The sequence below is a fragment of the Streptomyces sp. NPDC037421 genome, assembly GCF_055602105.1.
This window is the reverse complement of the sequence record NZ_JBVJWV010000012.1, coordinates 112,602-132,408: the sequence shown is the minus strand read 5'-3', so window position 1 is coordinate 132,408 and position 19,807 is coordinate 112,602. Positions and strand designations below refer to the sequence as shown.

The window sequence follows — 19,807 nt, the reverse complement described above, 5'->3', positions numbered from 1 at the left end:
GGGGGCTCGGGGGGACTTTATCCCTTCCCACCGGGAGACACGCCCCCCCCGGCCGCGGTGGCCGGAGGGGGACCACCGCGGCCGCCGCCTTTCCGCGTCCGGTACGCCGTAGGGTGTGACCGTGTTCACTTCTCAGGGACCCAGTCTGCGCGAACTGGCCGTCCAGGCCCTCTCGTCCGTCGAGCACGGCTACGACCTGCTCGCGCCCAAGTTCGACCGGACCCCCTTCCGGACCCCCGACCGGATGCTCGACGCCGTCGAGGAGGCCCTCGCCGCGCGGGAGGGGTCCTTCGGGTCGGGGCTGGACGTGTGCTGCGGTACGGGCGCGGGGCTGGGGATGCTGCGCCGGCTGTGCCGGGACCGGGTGACCGGGGTGGACCTCAGCGCGGGCATGCTGGCGGAGGCCGCGCGGGCGCATCCCGAGGGAGTGGACTTCGTACGGGCCGACGCGCTGGCGCTGCCGGACGCGCTCGGGGACTCGTACGACCTCGCGGTGAGCTTCGGCGCCTTCGGCCACTTCCTGCCGTCGGAGCGGCCGGCCCTGTTCGCCGGGGTGCACCGGGCGCTGCGGCCGGGCGGTGTCTTCGCCTTCCCGGTCGGCGCCCCGATCCCGCTCGCCTCCCCGCTGAGGTGGGCGGTGGCGGGCTTCGACGCGGCGATGCGGGTCCGCAACGCGGTGTGGCGGCCGCCGTTCGTGATGTACTACCGCACCTTCCCCTTCGGCCCGGTCCGCGCCGACCTGGAGGCCGCGGGCTTCCGGGTGGAGACGGTCCCGCTGGACCACTTCGGGTACCGCGGGGACGGCTCCCCGCACTGGCGGCTGCTGCTGGCCCGGAAGGCCGCCTGATCACCAGGTGCGGTCGAAGGGCAGGTGGACGCGTTCCTGGTCGGTGACGTCGTTGCCGGCGCGGAGGCGGGCCAGGTCGTTGTTGGAGAGGGCCCGGCCGTAGACGCGTACGTCGTCCAGGGCGCCCGCGTAGAAGGCCTTGTAGTCGGGCTGCGTGCCGAGGTGGACGGTGAAGGCTCCGGCGGGGCGGAAGTCCATCCGGTCGGGGGTGAGTCCGGTGGTGGCGGGCGGGGCGCCGTCGACGGAGAGTTCGAGGCGGGTGCCCTTGCGCTGGAGCACCACGTGGTGCCAGGCGTCGTCGTCGGTGCGGGTGGGGGCGGTGAGCGAGGCCGGGCCGGTGCCGGCGTTGACGGTGGCTTCGAGGCGGCCGGTGGCGGGGTCGGCCTCGATGCGGAGCTGTTTGGCGGCCGGGCCCTGGCCGTAGGCCCAGACGAGGGGCTGGCGCTGGCCGCTGTCGCGGTCCTGGCCCCGGGTCTTGTACTTGACCCAGGTGGTGACGGCGAAGTCGCCGTCGCCGATGCGGAGTTCGTCGGGGCAGTTGATCAGGCGCAGGAAGTCGTCCTTACCGTCGAAGCGCATGGTCTTGCCGCCGTGGGGGCGGTTGCCGGGCCTGGGGGCGCCGTGCACGACGGCGTGGTTGTGGAACGGGGTGGCGTCGGCGGTGTGGCGCGGGGTGAGGTCCTCGGTGGCGGCCTGGAGCTCGTGGGGGCCGAAGGCGGTGAACTTGACGTAGCCGTGCGGGGTGCCGTTGGCGGTCTCGTAGAGCATGCCGACCCGGCCGCCGGGCAGGACCGCCATGTCGGAGTAGCCGGCGCGCTCGCGCAGGACGACGGCGCCGCCCTTGGACCAGGTGCGGCCCTCGTCCTTCGAGGTGCGCACGGCCAGGGTCCAGCGGTCGGAGAACTCGGCGCCGGGCCGGCTGGGCGCCGACAGCAGCAGGGGGCCGCCGGGCAGCTGGAGTACGGATCCGGAGGCGGGCGGGGCCGGGAGGTCGGTGACGGGGACGAAGCCGGGGTCCGGGACGGCGGGCGCGGCGGCGTCCTCGACGATCGCCGCGACGCGGTGGTCGGGGGTGCCGCAGGTGGCGGTGGAGCGGGCGTTCACGTAGATCCGGCCGTCGGGCAGCTGGGTGAGGGCGGGTTCGTTGGGGGCGGGGGTGCCTTCGGGGGCGCCCCAGCGGGCTCCGGGCCGCCAGGTGAGGCCGCCGTCGTCGCTGTAGAGGAGCTGGGCGCCGGATTCGTTGGACTCGGTGCGGTAGTCGGCGCTGACGACGAGCCGGCCGGGGCGGTCGGGGCGGGTCGGGGTGAGCTGGATGCCGTGGCCGGGTCCGACGGAGACCCAGGCCCAGTCGGCGCCCTTGAGCTGGGGCTGCGGGGCGGGGTCGGTGGTCCAGCCTGCGCCGTCTTCGGTGCTGTGGGCCAGGCGCAGTTCGCGGGGGCCGCGTACGCGGTCGCCGTCGGCGCCGGGGGTCCAGGTGCTGTAGGCGTGGAGCAGGGTGATGCGTCCGGAGGCGGAGTCGACGACGGGGACGGGGTTGCCGTAGGCGCCGGGGTCGCCGGCACCGCGGACGACCTGCATGGGGCCCCAGGTGCGGCCCTCGTCGGTGGAGCGCTTGAGGACGATGTCGATGTCGCCGATGTCGTTGCAGCTGGCGGTGCGGGCCTCGGCGATGGCCAGCAGGGTGCCGTCCTTGGTGGTGATGAGGGTGGGGATGCGGTAGCAGTCGTAGCCCTCGGTGAAGGCGCTGAAGGGCGCGGACACGGCGGCGGTCAGCCCGGGCGCCTTCTTCGCGGCGGGCCCGCCGGCTCCCGGCCGGCCGTCTCCGGGGGGTGTGCCGGGCAGCAGGACGACGGCGGTGAGGACGAGGGCGAGGGCGGCAGCGGCCCCCATCCAGACCCTGACGCCCCAGCGGAATCGAACACCTGCTTCTTGCGAGCTCACCCGTGCAGGCTAACGCGGCGGGCGCGGCGGGCCGTCAGGGACGCACCCGGGGCGTGTCGGGGTGGGAGTCGGGGTGGGCTGGGGGTGATGCCGGATCCGGGGCCGGGCCCCGGCGGAAATGATCGGGACATGACCAATCGATCCCGGGGAACCCGGCAGACCCTCACGCAGCACACCGCCACCGCGCCGGCACCGGCCCCGTACGGGCCCTTCACCCGGGCCGCCTTCGTCGCCGCGCCGCTGTGCCTGCTGGCGTACGGGGCGATCCGGCTCACCGACCCGGACCACGGGCCCGGGGCCGCCTGGACGGTGGGGCACCTCGCCATGACCGCCGGGGTGCTGCTCTTCTCCGCCGTCTTCCTCGGACTGCGCCGGCTCGCCGGACCGGGTTCGAAGGGCGCGGCCGCCGCCGCACTGCTCGGGCTGGCGGGGGTGGCGGCGGCCGCCGCCCAGGGGGCCGTGGACCTCTGGACGGGCTTCCGGGCCGCCGACCGACCGGGCATGGACGAGCTGTTCGAGCGGATCCAGTCCGTGCCGGGCGTGGAGCCCGCGGTGTACTCGGTGGGGCCGATGCTCTTCTACGTCGGCCTGGTCTGGCTCACGGTGCTGCTGGCCGTACGCCGCCGGATCGGCGCGTGGCGGCCGGTCCTGCTGGTGCTGGGGACGGCCGTCATGGCCGCGGGCCTCGACCTGATCCCGCTCGGCGCGCCGCTGTTCTGCGCGGCGCTGGCGCCGGCGGGGCGTCTCAGGGCTTCCTGAGTTCCGTCTTGAGGACCTTCCCGCTCGCGTTGCGCGGGAGGGCGGGGACGAACTCGACCTCCCGCGGGACCTTGTAGTTGGCCATCTCCCGCCTGGACCAGGCGATCAGGTCGTCGGCGGTGAGGGTGGAGCCCGGGCGGCGGACCGCGTACGCCTTGCCGACCTCGCCGAGCCGGGGGTCGGGGACGCCGACGACCGCGACGTCGGCGATGTCCGGGTGGAGGCCGAGGAGTTGCTCGATCTCGGCGGGGTAGGCGTTGAAGCCGCCGACGATGAACATGTCCTTGATCCGGTCGGTGATGCGCAGGTTGCCCGCCGGGTCCAGGACGCCGACGTCGCCGGTGCGCAGCCAGCCTTCGGGGGTGATGGCGGCGGCCGTGCCCTCGGGGTCCTCGAAGTAGCCGCGCATGACGTGGTGGCCGCGGACCAGGACCTCGCCCGCTTCCCCGGCCGGGAGGGCGGTGCCGTCCGGGCCGGTGACGCGTACCTCGGTGTCGGGGATGGCCCGCCCGGAGGTGGCGGCGACGGTCTCGGCGGGGTCGTCGCGGCGGCACATGGTGACGATGCCGCCGGCCTCGGAGAGCCCGTACGCGGTGAGGACGGTCGCGATGCGCAGTTCGGTGCGGAGCCGTTCGACGAGCCGGAGGGGGACGACGGCGGCGCCGGTGACGACCAGGCGCAGCGCGGACAGGTCGTGGTGGTCGCGCTGGGGGTGGTCGAGGAGGGACTGGTGCAGGGTGGGCGGGCCGGGGAGTACGGAGATCCGCTCGGCGGCGATGTTGGCGAGGACGGTGTCCACGCTGAAGACGGGCTGGGGGACCATCGTGGCGCCGCGCATCAGGCAGGCGATGATCCCGGCCTTGTAGCCGAAGGTGTGGAAGAAGGGGTTCACGATGAGGTAGCGGTCGCCCTCGCGCAGTCCGGCGAGCTCGCTCCACACGGCGTAGCAGCGCAGGGTCTGGGCGTGGGTGATGACGGCGCCCTTGGGGCTGCCGGTGGTGCCGGAGGTGAAGATGATGTCGGAGGGGGTGTCGGGGCGTATCGCGTCGGCGCGTTCGCGGACCGCCGCGGCGGGTACCGCGTCCCCGCCGGCGAGGAAGTCCTTCCAGGTGCGGAAGGCCTCGGGGGCGTCGTCGGCGAGGACGACGACCTGTTCGAGGTGGGGCAGGCCGGGGAGGGGGCCGGTGCCGGGCCCGTCGGCGGTGGCGCGGCGCAGCGAGGCGACGTAGGAGGCGCCGAGGAAGGTGCCGGTGACGAAGAGCAGGCGGGCCCGGCTGCGCGCGAGGACGTAGGCGGCTTCGGCGCCCTTGAAGCGGGTGTTGAGGGGGACGAGTACGGCTCCCGCGGAGACGGCGCCGAGGGCGGAGACGATCCATTCGGCGGTGTTGGGCGCCCAGACGGCGACCCGGTCACCCGCCTCGACGCCGGCGGCGAGGCAGGCGGCGGCGGCCCGTTCGACGCGGGAGCCGAGTTCGGCGTAGGTGATCCGGGTCCGCCCGTCGACGACGGCCTCGCGGTCGCCGTACCGCTCGGCGGCGTCCCGCACGAGGGCGGCGACGGTGCGCCAGCGCAGGTCGCCCCGGGGGTCGGGGGTGGCGGCCGGGGCCGTTCCCGTGCCGCCGGCGCCCGCTCCGGATTCCTGTTCGATGCCGTCCGCGCCCGCGCCCTCGTGCATCCGCCCGCCCCTCCCAGGATCCCAGTAGCTGACTATCCGTCAGATTAGCTGTAGCCTTCGCGGCTGTCAGTACTGGTGCACCCGGAGGTGGCGATGGCGGCAACTCTCAAGGACGCTACGGCAATCGTCGGCATCGGCCAGACCGCCTTTGCCAAACGGCTGCCGGCGACCGAGAAGGAACTGGCCTGCCGGGCGATCCTCGCCGCCCTGGCCGACGCGGGCGTCGCACCCGCCGAGGTCGACGCCTTCGCCTCTTACACGATGGAGGAGACCGACGAGGTCGAGGTCGCCAAGGCCATCGGCGCCGGCGACGTCACCTTCTTCTCCAAGATCGGCTACGGCGGCGGCGGTTCCTGCGCCACCGTCGGCCACCTCGCCGCCGCCATAGCCACCGGCCAGGCCACCGTGGGCGTCGCCTGGCGCTCCCGCAAACGCGGCTCCGGCCCCAGACCCTGGAAGAACACCGCCGTCCAGCTGCCCACCCCCGGCCAGTGGACCCGCCCCTTCGGACTGCTGCGCCCCGCCGACGAGATCGGCATGCTGGCGCGCCGCTACATGCACGAGTACGGGGCCACCCGCGACCACCTGTTCAACGTCGCGATGGCCTGCCGCAACCGGGCCAACGAGAACCCGGCGGCGGTGATGTACGAACGCCCGCTGACCCGCGAGATGTACATGAGCTCCCGCATGATCAGCGACCCGCTCTGCCTCTTCGACAACTGCCTGGAGACGGACGGCGCCCTCGCCTGCGTGATCGTCTCCGCCGAGCGCGCCCGGGACTGCCGGCAGAAGCCCGTCTACGTGCACTCCGCCGCCCAGGGGCTGCCCGCCCAGCACCACGGGATGGTCAACTACTGGAACGACGACCCGCTGTCCGGCCCCGCCTGGACCGCCGCCCGGCACCTGTGGAAGCAGGCCGACTTCGGCCCGGCCGACGTGGACGTCGCCCAGATCTACGACGCCTTCACCCCCCTCATCCCGCTCTCCCTGGAGGGCTACGGCTTCTGCGGGCGCGGCGAGGGCGCCGCCTTCACCGAGGGCGGGGCGCTGGAGACGGGCGGCCGGCTGCCCATCAACACCGGGGGCGGCGGGCTGAGCGAGGCCTACGTCCACGGGTTCAACCTGATCAACGAGGGCGTCAAGCAGCTGCGCGGCACCTCCACCGCCCAGGTGCCGGACGCCGCCACCTGCCTGGTGACGGCGGGCGAGGGCGTCCCGACGTCCGCGATCCTGCTGCGCGCGTGAGGAGCCGACCGATGACCACCGCCGAGGAATCCCTGCTGCTCCCCGTCCCCGACGAGGACGGCGCCCCCTTCTGGGAGTACGCCGCCCGGGGCGAACTCCGCGTCCAGGCCTGCACCGCCTGCGGCCGGCTGCGCTTCCCGCCCCGGCCCTGCTGCCCGCACTGCCAGTCCTTCGACAGCGAGTGGCGCCCGATGAGCGGCCGCGGCCGGATCTGGTCCTGGGTCCGGCCGCACCCGCCGCTGCTGCCCGCGTACGCCGCGCAGGCCCCGTACAACGTCATCCTCGTCGAGCTGGCGGACGCCCCGCGGATCCGGCTCGCCGGGAACCTGGTCGCCTCCGCCGACGCCCCGCTGAACTCCGTGGACCCGGCGCGGCTGCGCATCGGCGCCCGGGTGCAGGCGGTCTTCACCGAGGTCGGCGGGATGAGCGTGCCGCGCTGGGTCCTGGAGAAGGCATGACCCTGCGCGTGGAGCGGGACAAGGCCGCCGGGGTCGCCGTCGTCACCCTGGACCGGGAGCGCCGGCACAACGCGATCGACCTGGAGACGGCCGCCGCCCTGGCCGGGGTGTGGCGGGAGCTGCGCTTCGACGGGGACGTGCGGGCGGTGGTGCTGACGGGCGCGGGCACCGCCGCTTTCTGCACGGGGATCGACCGGTCGGCGCAGGTGCCCCAGCCGCAGTCCCCGTACTCGGCCGACGACCCGTTGATCGCGATCGGCCCGAAGGCCAACGACCTGTGGAAGCCGGTGGTCGCCGCCGTCAACGGCATGGCCTGCGGCGGGGCGTTCTACCTGCTGGGCGAGGCGGAGTTCATCGTCTCGTCCACCGGCGCGACGTACTTCGACCCGCACACCTCGTACGGGATGGTCAGCGCCTACGAGGCCGTGTACATGGCGCAGCGGATGCCCTTCGGGGAGGCGGCCCGGATGTCCCTGATGGGGACGGCCGAACGGCTCTCCGCGCGGCGGGCGTACGAGATCGGGCTGGTCTCGGAGCTGGCGGAGCCCGGGGAGCTGCTGGAGGCGGCGCTGCGCTCGGCGCGGACCCTGGCCGGGTTCCCGACGGAGGCGGTGCAGGGCACGGTGCGGGCCCTGTGGTCGGCGAAGCGGGCCGCGCTCCAGCAGGCGCTGGACCAGGCGCCGGCGCTGATCGCCCTGGGGAACCTCCCGCCGGAGCGGCAGGCGGAGCTGTTCGCGTCCCGCCCGCCGGGGGCGGAGTTCCGGCTGCGCTGACGGGCGGCGGGGGCGGGCGGCGGGGGCGGGCGGACGCCGCTCCGGCGCCGCCCGACGTGTCGGCATTCACCACCCCACACCCGGAACGCACTCCTCCACTCTCTCCGCCACCAGCGAAGACACCCCCCGCGCCGCGCTTTGCCGGTCTAAACCGTGGTTGCATCCCGAGCACCGAACCCGGCGGCGAACCGCACCACTCCGCGTCCCTTCGGTGGCATCGGACCACCCATGAGGAGCACGGCACAGTGCGCACCATCTCCACCGAGATCAGCATCGACGCGACCCCCGAAGAGGTCTGGACGGTCCTCACCGACCTCCCCCGCTACTGCACGTGGAACCCGTTCATCCGGGAGGCCGCCGGCGAGGCGGTGCCCGGGGAGCGGCTGACCCTGACGATGCACCCGGAGTCCGGGAAGCCCAGGACCTTCCGACCGACCGTCCAGGTGGCCGTCCCCGGCAGCGAACTGCGCTGGACCGGGCACTTCCTCGTACGCGGCCTCTTCGACGGCGAGCACTACCTGCGCCTGTCCGAGGGCCCGAACCGCACCACCCGGCTGGAGCACGGGGAGCGCTTCCGCGGCCCGCTGGTCCCCTTCCTCGGCAAGCTCCTCGACGGGACCGCGCGCAACTTCACCGCGATGAACGACGCCCTGCGCGCCCGCGTGGAATCCGCCCGCACCACGTCCTGACGCGCCTGACGTGCGGCTGCGCGGCTCCGGACATAGCGTCGGGATCACGACCGCTACCCCGGAGGACCGGGCATGATCCGCAACGCAATCGGCTCGCTCATGGGTCTGATCGGCGCCACGGCCGCCGTCTGGAGCCCCTTCCGCGCCTGGTACGACGACCGCCCCGGCCGCGACTACCGGATCGAGGAGCTGTTCGCCGGCTCCGGCATCACCGACGACGGGGCCGCCCCGCTGGGCTCGCTGCTGCTGCCGTGCCTGTTCGCGGCGCTGCTGACGCTGTTCGCGATCGTGCGGCGCTCGCGGCTGCTGATGGCGCTCGCGGGGGTCGTCGTACTGGGCTTCGCGGTGCTGTGGATGGTCCGCCAGGGCCAGGCGGCCGGGGGCCTGTCGGTCGGGGTCGAGGGCACCGGCATCGGCTCCGGCGTCGCCACCGCCTTCGGTGCGGGCGCCCTGCTGCTGCTCGCGGCGGCGGTCATGCGCGGCCGCCCCCGCCGCTCGCGGCGCGAGCTCCCGCGCGACACGATCGACCCGGTGGATCCCCAGCACTGGGCTCCGACCCCGTCACAGGACCACTGAAACGGCGGCGGCCCCGCACCCCGGAGAGGGGAGCGGGGCCGACCGGCACGTGCTGTGGATCAGGCCTCGACGGTGCCGGAAGCGGCGATCTCGATCTTGGCCTTGGTGGCGCCGGACGGGGAGCCCAGGGACTCGATCTTGTCGACGATGTCCTGGCCCTCGACGACCTCGCCGAAGACGACGTGCTTGCCGTCGAGCCACGAGGTGACGACGGTGGTGATGAAGAACTGCGAGCCGTTGGTGTTGCGGCCGGCGTTCGCCATCGACAGCAGGTACGGGCGGTCGTGCTTCAGGTCGAAGTTCTCGTCCTCGAACTTCGCGCCGTAGATGCTCTTGCCACCGGTGCCGTTGTGGTTGGTGAAGTCACCGCCCTGCAGCATGAACTGCGGGATGACGCGGTGGAAGCCGGAACCGGCGTAGCCGAAACCGTTCTGGCCGGTGGCCAGCTCGCGGAAGTTCTGGGCCGTCTTCGGGACGACCTTGTCGAAGAGGCTGAAGACGATGCGGCCGGCGGGCGCACCGTCGATGGTGATGTCGAAGAAAACGTTGCTCATGGGTCCCATCCTGTCACTCCCGGTGCCAACCGCGACCCGGAGGGGCCGCCGACGGGCCTCGTGGCGCGTCGCGAAGGCCCCCGCCGCGGACGGCGGGGGCCTTCGTCCGCGCAGGTCAGCCGCCCGTGCGGGTGCCAGTGCCCTTCGCCGCGTCCAGGGCGTAGACGCAGCGGTCCTTGCTGCACGCGTACACCACGCCGGCCTCCGCCACCGGGGCGCCGGTGATCTCGCCGCCCGTCGCCAGCTTCCAGCGGAGCTGGCCGCCCGCCGCGTCCAGGGTGTACAGGCAGTGGTCGGCGGAGCCGAAGTGGACCCGGCCGTCCGCGACCACCGGGGGGCCGGTGATCTCGCCGCCCGCCGCGAACCGCCACTTCGGGGTGCCGGTCACCGCGTCCAGCGTGTACAGGGCGCTGCCCGCGCCCAGGTGGACGCTGCCGTTCGCGACGAGCACCGGGTCCGACGCCGGGCGCGGCTCGGTGGCGATGCGCCAGCGGTCCTTGCCGGTGGCCGCGTCCAGGGCGTACACGGTGCCCAGGTAGTCGGCGAGGTAGACCCCGCCGCCCGTGACCGCCGGGCCGGGGGCGAAGGCGGGCGGGGCCAGGAAGACCGCCGGGGCCTCGAAGTGCCAGCGGACCCGGCCCGAGGCCCGGTCGACGCAGAGCACGCGGGTGCCGGCGGCGACGTAGACGTTGCCGTCGGGGGCGGGGGTGACGCGGACCGGGACGTTGCCGCAGGACGCCGCGTCGCCGACCGGGTACGACCAGGCCTCCTGGCCGGAGCGGGCGTCCAGCGCGCGCAGCCGGGCGTCCTGCCAGACGTACACCGTGCCCTCGTGGAGGACGGGGGCCGCCTCCGGGGTCTCGAAGTCGGACTGGGCGCCGCTCAGCTCCCACAGCTTGTGGCCGTTGGACGCCTCCCAGCCCTGGACCCCGCCGCCGCGCGTGGCGGTGATGACGGTGCTGCGCTCGGCGCGCAGGGCGTACACCCAGGCGTCGGCGTTCAGCCGCCACCGCTCGGAGCCGTCCTTGGCGTCGAGGGCGAACAGCGAAGGGCCGTCGGAGGCGTGGATGCGGCCGTCGGCGACGGCCATGGACCAGGCCACGTCCCGCGTCTTGAACTGGCGCCGGCCGCTGCCGACGTCCAGGGCGTGCACCTCGAACGAGGTCACGTACAGCAGGTCCCCCGCGACGGTCGGGGTGCCCCAGACCTCGTTGGACATGCGGAAGCGCCACGGCCGCCAGCGCCCGCTGTCCGGGGACGGCCCGGGAGCCGGTACGGACGGGGTCGCCACCGGGGCCGCGGCCGACGCCGGGGTGCCGGCCGGCGGGCGCACCCAGCCGGTCGCCGAGTCCGCCGCGGCGTGCCCCGCCGGGGCGGAGGCCGTCGCGCGCGGCCCGGGCCCGATCGGCACCGGCGAGCCGCCGAGCCGTACGGGCATGCCGGGCATCGACGACACCGGCACCGGGGCGGGCCCCTGCACCGGGGCCGGGACGGGAGCCGGACCCGGCGGCGGGGTCAGCGGCGGCCGGTCCGGGCGCGGCGGCACGGCCTGCCCGGTACGCGGGTCCACCCACGGGTCGGCGGCGCCGCGCGGGGGCCTGCGGTGCGTGGACGGGCCGGGGGGCGGCGCCGAGGGGCTCACGGGGGCCGGGGTGGTCCCCGTACGGTTGCCCGCGCGCCGGGTCTCGATCATCGCGACGGCCCGCTCCGGCAGCCACGCCGAGGCCGTCCCGCTGTCGTCGCCGCCGTCGAACAGGTGCGGGGCCAGCTGCGCCTGGAGGTCGGCGGGGGTCGGGCGCTGGGTGGCGTCCATCTGCATGCAGGAGTCGATCAGCGGCCGCAGCTCGTCCGGCAGGCCCTCCAGGTCGGGGCCCTCGCGCAGCAGCATGAACACCGTCTCGACCGGGTTCGCACCGTGGTACGGCGGGTGCCCGGTCGCGGCGAAGACGAGGGTCGAGCCGAGCGAGAAGACGTCGCTGGCGCCCTTGACGCTGCGCGAGTCCTTCGCCTGCTCGGGCGACATGTAGGCCGGGGTGCCGACGGCGACGTTCGTCATCGTCAGCCGGGTGTTGGACACCCCGCTCGCGATGCCGAAGTCGATCACGCGGGGGCCGTCCTCGACGACCAGCACGTTGGACGGCTTCAGGTCGCGGTGGACCAGCCCCGCGCCGTGGATGGACTGCAGCGCCTCCGCGATGCCGGCCGCGAGCCACCGCACGGCCTGCGCGGGCATCGGCCCGCACTCGTTGACGATCTCCTCCAGCGAGGGCGCCGGGACGTACGCGGTCGCCAGCCACGGCACCGCCGCGCGCGGGTCGGCGTCGACGACGGCCGCCGTGTAGAAGCCGGAGACGGCGCGCGCCGCCTCCACCTCGCGGGTGAACCGCACCCGGAACAGCTGGTCCTCGGCGAGTTCCGTCCGCACCGTCTTGATCGCGACCCGGCGTCCGGACGCCGACCGTGCGAGATAGACCAGCCCCATGCCGCCGGCGCCGAGCCGTCCCAGCACCTCGAAGGGGCCGATCCGTCTCGGGTCGTGCTGCGTCAGCTGCTCCACCACTCGCCTCCACTACCTCCCCGTACGGGCCCCTGCCGGACCCGCTTCCACCCGCGCGCGCGTGCCAAGGGCGCGCGCACCGGTACGACCCGATTCTGTCAGGCCCGCGCCTGCTCCGGCCCCGGCCAGGGGTGTGCGTTGGGCCGCGGCTCCGACAGCAGCGCGAACACAGCCCCTTGATTGTCCGCGACGACCGCGATCCGCCCGTACGGCGTGTCGAACGGATCGGCCGTGACGCGTCCGCCGAGCCGCTGCACCGTGGCGACGGCGCGGTCGCAGTCGGGGACGGCGAAGTAGACGAGGAAGTGCGCCGGCATGATCTCCGGGAAGGCGTCGGTGATCAGGCTGCGCCCCAGGACGGCCGTGTCGGGGCCGGGCGCGCTGCCGGGCGGGGACCAGACGCGGTACTCGACGCCGGTCTCGGAGTCGTCCTGGTCCTGGGGGACGTAGCCGAAGACGTTGGCGTAGAAGACGTCGACGGCGTCGCGGGCGCGCGTGTAGACCTCCGCCCAGCAGTACGTGTCCGGCTCGTCCTGGGCGTCGAACCCGTGATGGGTGCCGGGCTGCCACAGGCCGAAGACGGCCCCGCCGGGGTCGGCGGCCATCGCGGCGGTGCCGTACGGGCCGACCGGCTGCGGGTCCATCACCATCTGGCCGCCCGCTGCGCGGATGCGGGCCGCGCAGGCGTAGGCGTCGGATGTGTACAGGTACACGCCCCAGACGGTGGGCATGCGGCCGTCGGGCTTGGGGGCGAGGGCGGCTACGTTGCGGCCCCGGCTGTAGGCCTGGGTGTAGCCGCCGTACTCGGCGCCGGCGCTGTCGGCGAAGGTCCACCCGAAGAGCTCGCCGTAGAAGCGCTTGCCCGCCTCGACGTCCGGGAGGGAGGCGTCGACCCAGCAGGGCGAGCCTTCCGCGAATGCGGCTGCGGCCATGGGGCGGGTTCCTTCCGTCGTGCGGGTGGTGCGGGTGGTACGGGTGGTGCCGGTCGTGCGGGGCGTACGCGGTAGCTTGGGTGGCTTGTCCGGACAGCGGGCGTTTCATGCCCGTGAACCATGGTCCGCCCGAAAACTTGTCCACAGCCTGTTGATAAGACTATTCGGGGGATACGGTCCGGTACGTACGGGGTCCTCCCGGGCGGAAGGGCGGCCGGAATCCGCCGCCGGGCCCCGTCCGGAGGGCCTCCCGGGCAGGTCGACGGCCGGGTAACCCCATTTGCAGGCGGCCGAATAGCGCGCCGATCCCCCCTCGGTAAGCTGACGGCATGACAGGACAAGTACGCACCGTCGACGGGCGTGTCGCCGGCCGGCGCGGCCAGGCGACGCGGCAGAAGCTGCTCGACTGCCTCAGCGAGATGCTCAGCTCCTCGCCGTACCGCGACGTCAAGGTGATCGACGTCGCGCGCAAGGCCGGTACCTCCCCCGCGACCTTCTACCAGTACTTCCCGGACGTCGAAGGCGCCGTCCTGGAGATCGCCGAGCAAATGGCCACGGAGGGCGCGCAGTTGACCGCGCTCGTCGAGGGCCGGAACTGGGTCGGCAAGGCCGGCTGGGCCGCGGCCGAGGAACTCGTCGAGGGATTCCTGGAGTTCTGGCGCCGCAACGACGCGATCCTGCGGGTCGTCGACCTCGGTGCCGCCGAGGGCGACAAGCGGTTCTACAAGATCCGCATGAAGATCCTGAACTCCGTCACCAACTCCCTTACGGAGTCGATGAAGGAGCTCCAGGCCAAGGGCAAGGTCGACAAGGACCTCAGCCCGGCCGCGATGGCGGGCTCACTCGTCGCGATGCTGGCCGCGGTCGCCTCGCACCAGAAGGGCTTCCAGACCTGGGGCGTCAAGCAGGCCGAGCTCAAGCCGAACCTGGCCCTGCTCGTGCACCTGGGCATCACCGGCAAGAAGCCGACCAGGTGACGGCGGGCCCCCTGGAGGGTCCGCCCCGGGTTTTCCCGCACCCCTGATCAGGTCCGCGGTCAGCGCCGCTCAAGGCGGAACAGCCTGATCTCGCGCTCGATGCGCGCCTGGTACGTCGCGTACGGCGGCCAGAACCTCAGTACCGCCTGCCACGCCGCCGCCCGCTCGGCCCCCTCCAGCAGCCGGGCCCGTACCGCGATGTCCTGCCCCTGCCAGCTCACGTCCGCGTCCGGATGCCTGAGCAGGTTCCCGGTCCAGGCCGGGTGGCCGGGGCGGCCGAAGTTGGAGCCGATCAGCAGCCAGCTCACGCCTCCGTCCTCCGGCATGCACGCGAGCGGCGTGGTGCGCGGCTCACCCGTCTTCGCGCCCTTGGCGGTGAGGATCACGCCCGGCAGCATCCGGGCGCTGAGCAGCACCTTTCCCCGGGTCAGGCGGTGCACGGCCTTGTCCATGGCGGGGATGAAGTGCGGTGCGATCCTGGCGAAGAGGAGGGTCGAGGAGATCTTCTGCATCAACTTGACGCCGGGAGCGGTGGGAGCCATCAGACGGCCGCCCTCTCTGGGGTCGCGGACGGGTCGAAGAGTCCTGCGTGGTGCGCGGCGTGCGCGCGCAGGCGGTGGACGGGGCCGAAGAGCAGTTCGTCGGCGGCCGCCCGCTTGAAGTAGAGGTGGGCGTCGTGCTCCCACGTGAAGCCGATGCCGCCGTGCAGCTGGATCGCCTCCCCGGCGGTGGTGCGCAGGGCCTCCAGGGCCTGGGCGAGGGCGAGACCGCCCTGGCCCGGGTCCCAGGCGGCGTAGTAGGCGGCCGAACGGGCCGCCTGGACCTGTACGTAGAGGTCGGCCAGGCGGTGCTTGACCGCCTGGAAGGAGCCGACGGCCCGGCCGAACTGCTCGCGCCGGCGCACGTACTCCACGGTGCGGGTGAGCGCCCGGTCGGCCGCGCCGACCGCCTCGGCGGCCAGGACGGCGGCCGCGCCGCGGCCGGTGGCGGCGAGGGCGGGGAGCGGGTCGACGCCGTCGTCACGGCCCAGCGATTCCGCCGCCACGTCCCGGAGCTGGATCCGGCCCTGCGGGCGGGTCTCGTCGAGGGTGGTCTGCCGGTCCCGTACGAGGCCGGGCGCGTCCTCCCGCACGAGGAACAGCACGGTACGGCCGCGGGCGAAGCCGCCGGTGTGCGCCGCGACGAGGAGCAGGCCGGCGCTGTGCCCGTCGAGCACCTGTGACACCTCCCCGTACAGCCGCCACCCGTCGTCGGCGCGGCGCGCCTGGACCCCGCCGGCGCGGCCCCCGCCCGACCAGTCGCCGGGGGTGTTGTCGCCGGTCAGGGCGAGTGCGGCGGCCAGGGCGGGGCCGGGGACGGCGAGTGCGGCGGTCAGGTCCCCGGCGGCGAGCGCCGGCAGCAGCGCGGAACGCTGCCCGGCGGTGCCGAGGGCGGCGACCAGCGGGGCGGCGAGGACGGCGGTGGCGAGGAGGGGGGAGGGCAGCAGCGCCCGCCCGGTCTCCTCGCAGGCCAGCGCGAGATCTCCGGGGGCGCAGCCGACGCCGCCGTACTCCTCGGCGACGGCGATGCCCGGCAGGCCCAGCTGCCGGGAGAGCTGCTGCCACAGCTCGCGGTCGTGTCCCGCGGCGGTCCGGACGGCGGCTTTGACCTCGTCCGGTCCGCAGCGTTTGCCCAGGATCTCGCGCAGGGTACGGCGCATCTCGTCCTGCTCCGCGGTGAAGGCGGCATCCATCGTCGGGCTCCTCCCGGGGGCACCTCCCAGCGGTAGCCGGGGGCGTATCTGACGGGGCGTCATGTTAGGGCGGCGGGAATGAGATGCACAGGGGGCGGAAGCGGCCCTTTGCCCGGCGCGGGCGGGCGGGCGGCGACGGCCGCGGTCTAGCATCTGACGGTACGTCAGCTGTACCGTCCCCCCATGCCTGGACCCCTTTCTGCGCCCGTCTCCCCCGCCACGCCCCGCCGCCGGGTCGCGGTGGTCGGCGCCGCCCTCTCGGACTGCGGCCGGGTCGACGGCCCGACCCCCTACGCCCTGCACGCACAGGCCGCCCGCCGGGCGCTGGCCGACTCCGGCCTGGACCGCTCCGTCATCGACGGCTTCGCCTCGGCGGGGCTCGGCGTACTCGCCCCGGTGGAGGTGGCCGAGTACCTCGGACTGCGCCCCACCTGGGTCGACTCCACCTCCGTCGGCGGCTCCACGTGGGAGGTCATGGCCGCCCACGCCGCCGACGCCATCGCCGCCGGCCACGCCAACGCCGTCCTGCTGGTCTACGGCTCCACGGCCCGCGCCGACATCAAGGCCCGGCGGCGCACGTCGAACCTGTCGTTCGGGGCGCGGGGGCCGCTCCAGTTCGAGGTGCCGTACGGACACACGCTCGTGTCCAAGTACGCGATGGCCGCGCGACGGCACATGCACGAGTACGGCACGACGCTGGAACAGCTCGCCTCGGTGGCCGTACAGGCGAGGGCGAACGCCGCGACGAACCCGGACGCGATGTTCCGGGACCCCGTCACGGTGGAGGACGTCCTCACGTCCGACCCCGTCGCCGACCCCTTCACCAAGCTCCACTGCTGCATCCGCTCGGACGGCGGCTGCGCCGTCCTGCTGGCCGCTGAGGACTACGTACCGGACACGGCGAAGTCCCCGGTCTGGATCCTGGGCACGGGAACGTCGGTGTCCCACACCACCATGTCGGAGTGGGAGGACTTCACCGTCTCCCCCGCGGCCGCCTCGGGCCGCCAGGCCTTCGCCCGCGCGGGCCTCACCCCGGCGGACGTGGACCTCGCGGAGATCTACGACGCCTTCACCTACATGACCCTGGTGACGCTGGAGGACCTCGGCTTCTGCGCCAAGGGCGAAGGCGGAGCCTTCGTCGAGAAGGGCCGCCTGCTGCGAGAGGGCGAACTCCCGGTCAACACCGACGGCGGCGGCCTCTCCGCCTGCCACCCGGGCATGCGCGGCCTCTTCCTCCTGGTCGAAGCCGTCCGCCAACTCCGCGGCGAAGCGGGCCCGGGCCAGGTCACGAAGCCGGGAGGCCGCCTCCCGGAGGTGGCCCTGGCCTCGGGCACGGGAGGCTGGTTCTGCTCCTCGGGCACGGTACTGCTGGGGCGGGGGTAGAGGGGGCGGGGGGGTAGGGGGGCGGTAGCCCCCTGGGCGGTCTCACAGCCGGTTTGGGGGTTTCCCGTCAGTCCCATCGTCCTTCCGGTTCGGGCCGGTCCCTCAAGGGCGCTCCCTTCGGTCGCGTCGCTACGCGATGGCCTTCGGCCACCCTTGACCGACCGACCCGCCCCGGAAAGCCGAAAGACTGCCGGGAAACCCCCAAAAGAACGGCACGGTCGATGGTGGGAGGGACGGGTCTCTCAGCGATGAGGCGAGGGGCCGGGCCCCGGCCCGCCGGGCATCCGGGCCCTCAGCGTTCGAGATTCCGGGCCAGGGGCCCGACTACCCGCACCAAATGACGATCAGAGCCCCTTTCGGAGCACCCAGGCGCAGCAGATCGCTACGCGCTCCTCGGATTTCAGCGTCCGGCGACCGTCCGGGGCCGATGCCCGCACCACATGCTGATCAGAGCGCTGCGGGAAGCCGACGGGCGCGGCAGATCGCTACGCGCTCCTCTTGCCTCGGCGGCTGACGGCCGTCCGGGGCTGGTGGCGTGCAGGCGCCAGGAACCCATCGCGGCTCGGTCGGACTCGCTGCGAAGAACACAGAACTCGTTGCCTTCGGGGTCGGCCCTCGTCTCCACCACCGCCCTGCGCCACTACCTCAACGACGGCGCAGCCGTATCGCTGGACGGTTGGCCGACGGCCTGACCGGGCTGGTGTCCGGGGAAATCCGAAAGCCGGGGCTCGCGCACCATGAACACGTCTATCGGATCCTCGGCGTCGAGCATGAACCCGTGCCGCTCGTACAGTCGCCGGGCCGGACTGCCCTGCAACACGTTCAGCCGGACCCGGGTGCCGTCCCGGTCGCAATGCTCCAGCAGCCCGCCCAGCACGGCCGCGCCGATGCCCCTGCCCTGGAGGACCGGGGCCAGGTAGAAGTGCTCCAGCCAGCGGGCATCCCCGGCCGGGCGCAGCGACACGCAGCCCGCGAACGCGCCGCCCACCTCGATCACCCAGGTGTGCTCCGGAGCGAAACCGTCTCGCAGCCGCTGTCGCACCCGCTGCTCGTCGTACCGCCCGAGCCGTTCCAGATCCGCCCGCAGCACCACGGCCCGCAACTCGGCCACCGCCTCGACGTCCGCCACCGAAGCGGGCCGGATCTCCCAGTTCCCCATGACCGCCGGGGCTAGGCCTTCGGGTTCCAGTCCTCGGCGAGGAGGCCGAGGATCACCTCGTCCAGGAACTCCCCCAGCACCCACGCCGAGGAGCGCAGCACGCCCTCGCGCACGAAACCGTTGCTCTCGGCGGCGCGCAGCATCGCCGCGTTGTCGGCCAGCGTCTCGATCTGCATCCGGTGGAAGCCGCGCACGACGAAGCCGTAGTGGCACAGGGCCGCGACGACATCGGTCCCGTAGCCCTTGCCGCGTGCGGCAGGCAGCAGTCCCAACCCGATGTGCGCGGACCGGCTGTGGGTGTCGATGCCCCAGAACGTCGCGGCGCCGACGAGCGTGCCGCCCTCCAGCTCCACCACGGAGAACTGGACGCTGGTCTCCTTCGTGTCGTCCACGACGAGCCGGGGGTCCTTCGAGCCGGGCGTGATCGGCTTCCACGGCCCGCTTTCGGATCGCGAGCCGTTGACGACGTCGTCGTAGAGCTCGGTCCGCAGGATCGGGATGTCGTCCTCGTGCCGGGCCCTGAGCCCGACCTTGCCGCCTCTAAGCATGCGAGCTTCCTATCGGGCCTGACCGACCGGCTGCAAACGAATAAGCGATGCTGGAGGTTGATCGAGAGGGGCCATGACCATGCAGTGGAAGATCCACGGAGAACGTCCGATCTACGAGAACCAGTGGCTCAACCTCTGGTTCGCGGACGTGGAGACCCCAGACGGAAGCCGCTTCGAGCACCACGTGGTCAAGCTGCGGAACCTGGCCGTGACGGCCGTGGTCAACGACCGGCGCGAGGTCCTGATGATGTGGCGCCACCGCTTCATCACCGACACCTGGGCCTGGGAACTCCCGATGGGTCTCGTCGAGGCGGACGAGACGCCGGGCGAGGCCGCCGCCCGCGAGGTGCTCGAAGAGACGGGCTGGCAGCCGGGGCCGGTCAAGCCGCTCGTCTACGCCGAGCCGGCGGCCGGCATCACGGACTCCCAGCACCACCTGTTCCGCGCGGACGGCGCCACGTACACGGGACCGCCGACCGAGAAGAACGAGTCGGACCGCATCGAGTGGATTCCCCTGACGGACATCCGAGGCATGATCGACCGCCGCGAGATCGTCAGCAGCGGCTCCCTGGTACCCCTGCTCTATGTCCTGATGGACGAGGGAATCCGCTAACGCCGCGCCGCCCCGTCGCCCTCTGCTGCGGGTATCGGCCCCAGACGGCCGCCGGACGCCGATACATGAGGAGCGCGTAGCGATCTGCTGCGCCTGGGTGCTCCGCAGGGGGCTCTGGTCAACATTTGGTGCAGGTAGTCGCGCCCCCGACCCTGGACCAGGCCTCCAAGGGCCCGGATGCCCGGCGGGCCGGGGCCCGCCCCTCGTCTCATCGCTGAGAGACCCGTCCCTTCCCCTCTGGACCGTGCCGTTCTTTTGGGGGTTTCCCGGCAGTCTTTCGGCTTTCCGGGGCGGGACGGTCGGTCAAGGGTGGCCGAAGGCCATCGCGTAGCGACGCGACCGAAGGGAGCGCCCTTGAGGGACCGGCCCGACACGGAAGGACGATGGGA

19 protein-coding genes and 1 pseudogene are annotated in these 19,807 nt (G+C 73.5%); 10 read left to right on the top strand and 10 right to left on the bottom strand.

The annotated features are described in order from the left end of the window. Positions 1-121 precede the first annotated feature (121 nt). Positions 122-847, top strand: a complete 726-nt coding sequence (locus tag ACZ7IF_RS19660; RefSeq protein WP_470972759.1) for a class I SAM-dependent methyltransferase — start codon at positions 122-124, stop codon at positions 845-847. On the opposite strand, the gene ACZ7IF_RS19655 is transcribed toward ACZ7IF_RS19660, so the two are convergent. Beyond that, complete coding sequence (locus ACZ7IF_RS19655) at positions 848-2,788, bottom strand: exo-alpha-sialidase (RefSeq protein ID WP_470972757.1); 1,941 nt, start codon at positions 2,786-2,788, stop codon at positions 848-850. A gap of 129 nt (positions 2,789-2,917) precedes the next feature. On the opposite strand from ACZ7IF_RS19655, the gene ACZ7IF_RS19650 reads away from it, so the two are divergent. Further along, positions 2,918-3,547 (top strand): hypothetical protein, encoded by a 630-nt coding sequence (locus ACZ7IF_RS19650; protein WP_470972755.1) that lies wholly within the window; start codon positions 2,918-2,920, stop codon positions 3,545-3,547. Here the strand turns inward: ACZ7IF_RS19650 and ACZ7IF_RS19645 are convergent. Beyond that, the gene (locus ACZ7IF_RS19645) at positions 3,534-5,222 is read right to left on the bottom strand and encodes a FadD3 family acyl-CoA ligase (protein WP_470972753.1); all 1,689 of its coding nucleotides are present in this window, start codon (positions 5,220-5,222) and stop codon (positions 3,534-3,536) included. The two genes, ACZ7IF_RS19650 and ACZ7IF_RS19645, sit on opposite strands and share 14 nt — an antisense overlap. Positions 5,223-5,315: 93 nt before the next feature. Here ACZ7IF_RS19645 and ACZ7IF_RS19640 point away from each other — a divergent pair, with 93 nt between their 5' ends. From ACZ7IF_RS19640 to ACZ7IF_RS19620, 5 genes are all read left to right on the top strand, one after another. Further along, entirely contained in the window at positions 5,316-6,467 is a 1,152-nt protein-coding gene (locus ACZ7IF_RS19640; protein ID WP_470972751.1) for a lipid-transfer protein, read from the top strand. Between the two features lie 11 nt (positions 6,468-6,478). Then, positions 6,479-6,925 carry a Zn-ribbon domain-containing OB-fold protein gene (locus tag ACZ7IF_RS19635; RefSeq protein WP_470972749.1) on the top strand — a complete coding sequence of 149 codons (447 nt, stop codon included), beginning with the start codon at positions 6,479-6,481 and terminating at the stop codon, positions 6,923-6,925. After that, positions 6,922-7,698 carry an enoyl-CoA hydratase/isomerase family protein gene (locus ACZ7IF_RS19630; RefSeq protein WP_470972746.1) on the top strand — a complete coding sequence of 259 codons (777 nt, stop codon included), beginning with the start codon at positions 6,922-6,924 and terminating at the stop codon, positions 7,696-7,698. The genes ACZ7IF_RS19635 and ACZ7IF_RS19630 overlap by 4 nt, the downstream gene beginning before the upstream one ends. Positions 7,699-7,943: 245 nt before the next feature. Continuing rightward, complete coding sequence (locus tag ACZ7IF_RS19625) at positions 7,944-8,387, top strand: SRPBCC family protein (protein ID WP_470972744.1); 444 nt, start codon at positions 7,944-7,946, stop codon at positions 8,385-8,387. A 72-nt stretch (positions 8,388-8,459) separates the two neighbouring features. Then, the gene (locus ACZ7IF_RS19620) at positions 8,460-8,963 is read left to right on the top strand and encodes a hypothetical protein (RefSeq protein ID WP_470972742.1); all 504 of its coding nucleotides are present in this window, start codon (positions 8,460-8,462) and stop codon (positions 8,961-8,963) included. A 59-nt stretch (positions 8,964-9,022) separates the two neighbouring features. On the opposite strand, the gene ACZ7IF_RS19615 is transcribed toward ACZ7IF_RS19620, so the two are convergent. The 3 genes from ACZ7IF_RS19615 to ACZ7IF_RS19605 all read right to left on the bottom strand — a co-directional run bounded on the left by ACZ7IF_RS19615 (position 9,023) and on the right by ACZ7IF_RS19605 (position 13,006). Beyond that, positions 9,023-9,517 (bottom strand): peptidylprolyl isomerase, encoded by a 495-nt coding sequence (locus ACZ7IF_RS19615; protein WP_470972740.1) that lies wholly within the window; start codon positions 9,515-9,517, stop codon positions 9,023-9,025. A gap of 115 nt (positions 9,518-9,632) precedes the next feature. After that, complete coding sequence (afsK, locus tag ACZ7IF_RS19610) at positions 9,633-12,077, bottom strand: protein serine/threonine kinase AfsK (RefSeq protein ID WP_470972738.1); 2,445 nt, start codon at positions 12,075-12,077, stop codon at positions 9,633-9,635. A gap of 95 nt (positions 12,078-12,172) precedes the next feature. Further along, the gene (locus ACZ7IF_RS19605; protein WP_470972736.1) at positions 12,173-13,006 is read right to left on the bottom strand and encodes a VOC family protein; all 834 of its coding nucleotides are present in this window, start codon (positions 13,004-13,006) and stop codon (positions 12,173-12,175) included. 329 nt (positions 13,007-13,335) lie between these two features. Here ACZ7IF_RS19605 and ACZ7IF_RS19600 point away from each other — a divergent pair, with 329 nt between their 5' ends. Beyond that, the gene (locus ACZ7IF_RS19600) at positions 13,336-13,983 is read left to right on the top strand and encodes a TetR family transcriptional regulator (protein WP_470972734.1); all 648 of its coding nucleotides are present in this window, start codon (positions 13,336-13,338) and stop codon (positions 13,981-13,983) included. Positions 13,984-14,042: 59 nt separating this feature from the next. On the opposite strand, the gene ACZ7IF_RS19595 is transcribed toward ACZ7IF_RS19600, so the two are convergent. Together ACZ7IF_RS19595 and ACZ7IF_RS19590 are read right to left on the bottom strand one after the other, a co-directional pair. Next, positions 14,043-14,525, bottom strand: a complete 483-nt coding sequence (locus ACZ7IF_RS19595; protein WP_470972732.1) for a nitroreductase family deazaflavin-dependent oxidoreductase — start codon at positions 14,523-14,525, stop codon at positions 14,043-14,045. Then, the gene (locus ACZ7IF_RS19590; RefSeq protein ID WP_470972730.1) at positions 14,525-15,715 is read right to left on the bottom strand and encodes an acyl-CoA dehydrogenase family protein; all 1,191 of its coding nucleotides are present in this window, start codon (positions 15,713-15,715) and stop codon (positions 14,525-14,527) included. Before ACZ7IF_RS19590 ends, ACZ7IF_RS19595 begins: the two co-directional genes overlap by 1 nt. A gap of 183 nt (positions 15,716-15,898) precedes the next feature. On the opposite strand from ACZ7IF_RS19590, the gene ACZ7IF_RS19585 reads away from it, so the two are divergent. After that, positions 15,899-17,098 (top strand): thiolase C-terminal domain-containing protein, encoded by a 1,200-nt coding sequence (locus ACZ7IF_RS19585; protein ID WP_470972728.1) that lies wholly within the window; start codon positions 15,899-15,901, stop codon positions 17,096-17,098. Positions 17,099-17,645: 547 nt separating this feature from the next. On the opposite strand, the pseudogene ACZ7IF_RS19580 reads toward ACZ7IF_RS19585, so the two are convergent. From ACZ7IF_RS19580 to ACZ7IF_RS19570, 3 genes and pseudogenes are all read right to left on the bottom strand, one after another. Then, positions 17,646-17,711, bottom strand: a pseudogene (locus ACZ7IF_RS19580) (VOC family protein); the annotation flags it as partial. A gap of 27 nt (positions 17,712-17,738) precedes the next feature. Beyond that, positions 17,739-18,257, bottom strand: coding sequence for a GNAT family N-acetyltransferase (locus ACZ7IF_RS19575; protein WP_470972726.1), 519 nt, complete (start codon positions 18,255-18,257; stop codon positions 17,739-17,741). Positions 18,258-18,268: 11 nt separating this feature from the next. Beyond that, positions 18,269-18,805 (bottom strand): GNAT family N-acetyltransferase, encoded by a 537-nt coding sequence (locus ACZ7IF_RS19570; protein WP_470972724.1) that lies wholly within the window; start codon positions 18,803-18,805, stop codon positions 18,269-18,271. 79 nt (positions 18,806-18,884) lie between these two features. Between ACZ7IF_RS19570 and ACZ7IF_RS19565 the strand changes: the two genes are divergently transcribed. Then, on the top strand, positions 18,885-19,418 hold the full coding sequence (locus tag ACZ7IF_RS19565; protein ID WP_470972944.1) for an NUDIX hydrolase: 534 nt from the start codon (positions 18,885-18,887) through the stop codon (positions 19,416-19,418). Positions 19,419-19,807 lie beyond the last annotated feature (389 nt).

What these genes read in the sequence shown, in the direction of transcription:
- ACZ7IF_RS19615 (WP_470972740.1), bottom strand. Translation starts at nt 9,517, where the DNA reads ATGAGCAACGTTTTCTTCGACATCACCATCGACGGTGCGCCCGCCGGC.
- ACZ7IF_RS19565 (WP_470972944.1), top strand. Translation starts at nt 18,885, where the DNA reads ATGCAGTGGAAGATCCACGGAGAACGTCCGATCTACGAGAACCAGTGG.
- ACZ7IF_RS19575 (WP_470972726.1), bottom strand. Translation starts at nt 18,257, where the DNA reads ATGGGGAACTGGGAGATCCGGCCCGCTTCGGTGGCGGACGTCGAGGCG.
- ACZ7IF_RS19650 (WP_470972755.1), top strand. Translation starts at nt 2,918, where the DNA reads ATGACCAATCGATCCCGGGGAACCCGGCAGACCCTCACGCAGCACACC.
- ACZ7IF_RS19595 (WP_470972732.1), bottom strand. Translation starts at nt 14,525, where the DNA reads ATGGCTCCCACCGCTCCCGGCGTCAAGTTGATGCAGAAGATCTCCTCG.
- ACZ7IF_RS19645 (WP_470972753.1), bottom strand. Translation starts at nt 5,222, where the DNA reads ATGCACGAGGGCGCGGGCGCGGACGGCATCGAACAGGAATCCGGAGCG.
- ACZ7IF_RS19600 (WP_470972734.1), top strand. Translation starts at nt 13,336, where the DNA reads ATGACAGGACAAGTACGCACCGTCGACGGGCGTGTCGCCGGCCGGCGC.
- ACZ7IF_RS19570 (WP_470972724.1), bottom strand. Translation starts at nt 18,805, where the DNA reads ATGCTTAGAGGCGGCAAGGTCGGGCTCAGGGCCCGGCACGAGGACGAC.
- ACZ7IF_RS19605 (WP_470972736.1), bottom strand. Translation starts at nt 13,006, where the DNA reads ATGGCCGCAGCCGCATTCGCGGAAGGCTCGCCCTGCTGGGTCGACGCC.
- ACZ7IF_RS19620 (WP_470972742.1), top strand. Translation starts at nt 8,460, where the DNA reads ATGATCCGCAACGCAATCGGCTCGCTCATGGGTCTGATCGGCGCCACG.
- ACZ7IF_RS19630 (WP_470972746.1), top strand. Translation starts at nt 6,922, where the DNA reads ATGACCCTGCGCGTGGAGCGGGACAAGGCCGCCGGGGTCGCCGTCGTC.
- ACZ7IF_RS19585 (WP_470972728.1), top strand. Translation starts at nt 15,899, where the DNA reads ATGCCTGGACCCCTTTCTGCGCCCGTCTCCCCCGCCACGCCCCGCCGC.
- ACZ7IF_RS19590 (WP_470972730.1), bottom strand. Translation starts at nt 15,715, where the DNA reads ATGGATGCCGCCTTCACCGCGGAGCAGGACGAGATGCGCCGTACCCTG.
- ACZ7IF_RS19635 (WP_470972749.1), top strand. Translation starts at nt 6,479, where the DNA reads ATGACCACCGCCGAGGAATCCCTGCTGCTCCCCGTCCCCGACGAGGAC.
- ACZ7IF_RS19640 (WP_470972751.1), top strand. Translation starts at nt 5,316, where the DNA reads ATGGCGGCAACTCTCAAGGACGCTACGGCAATCGTCGGCATCGGCCAG.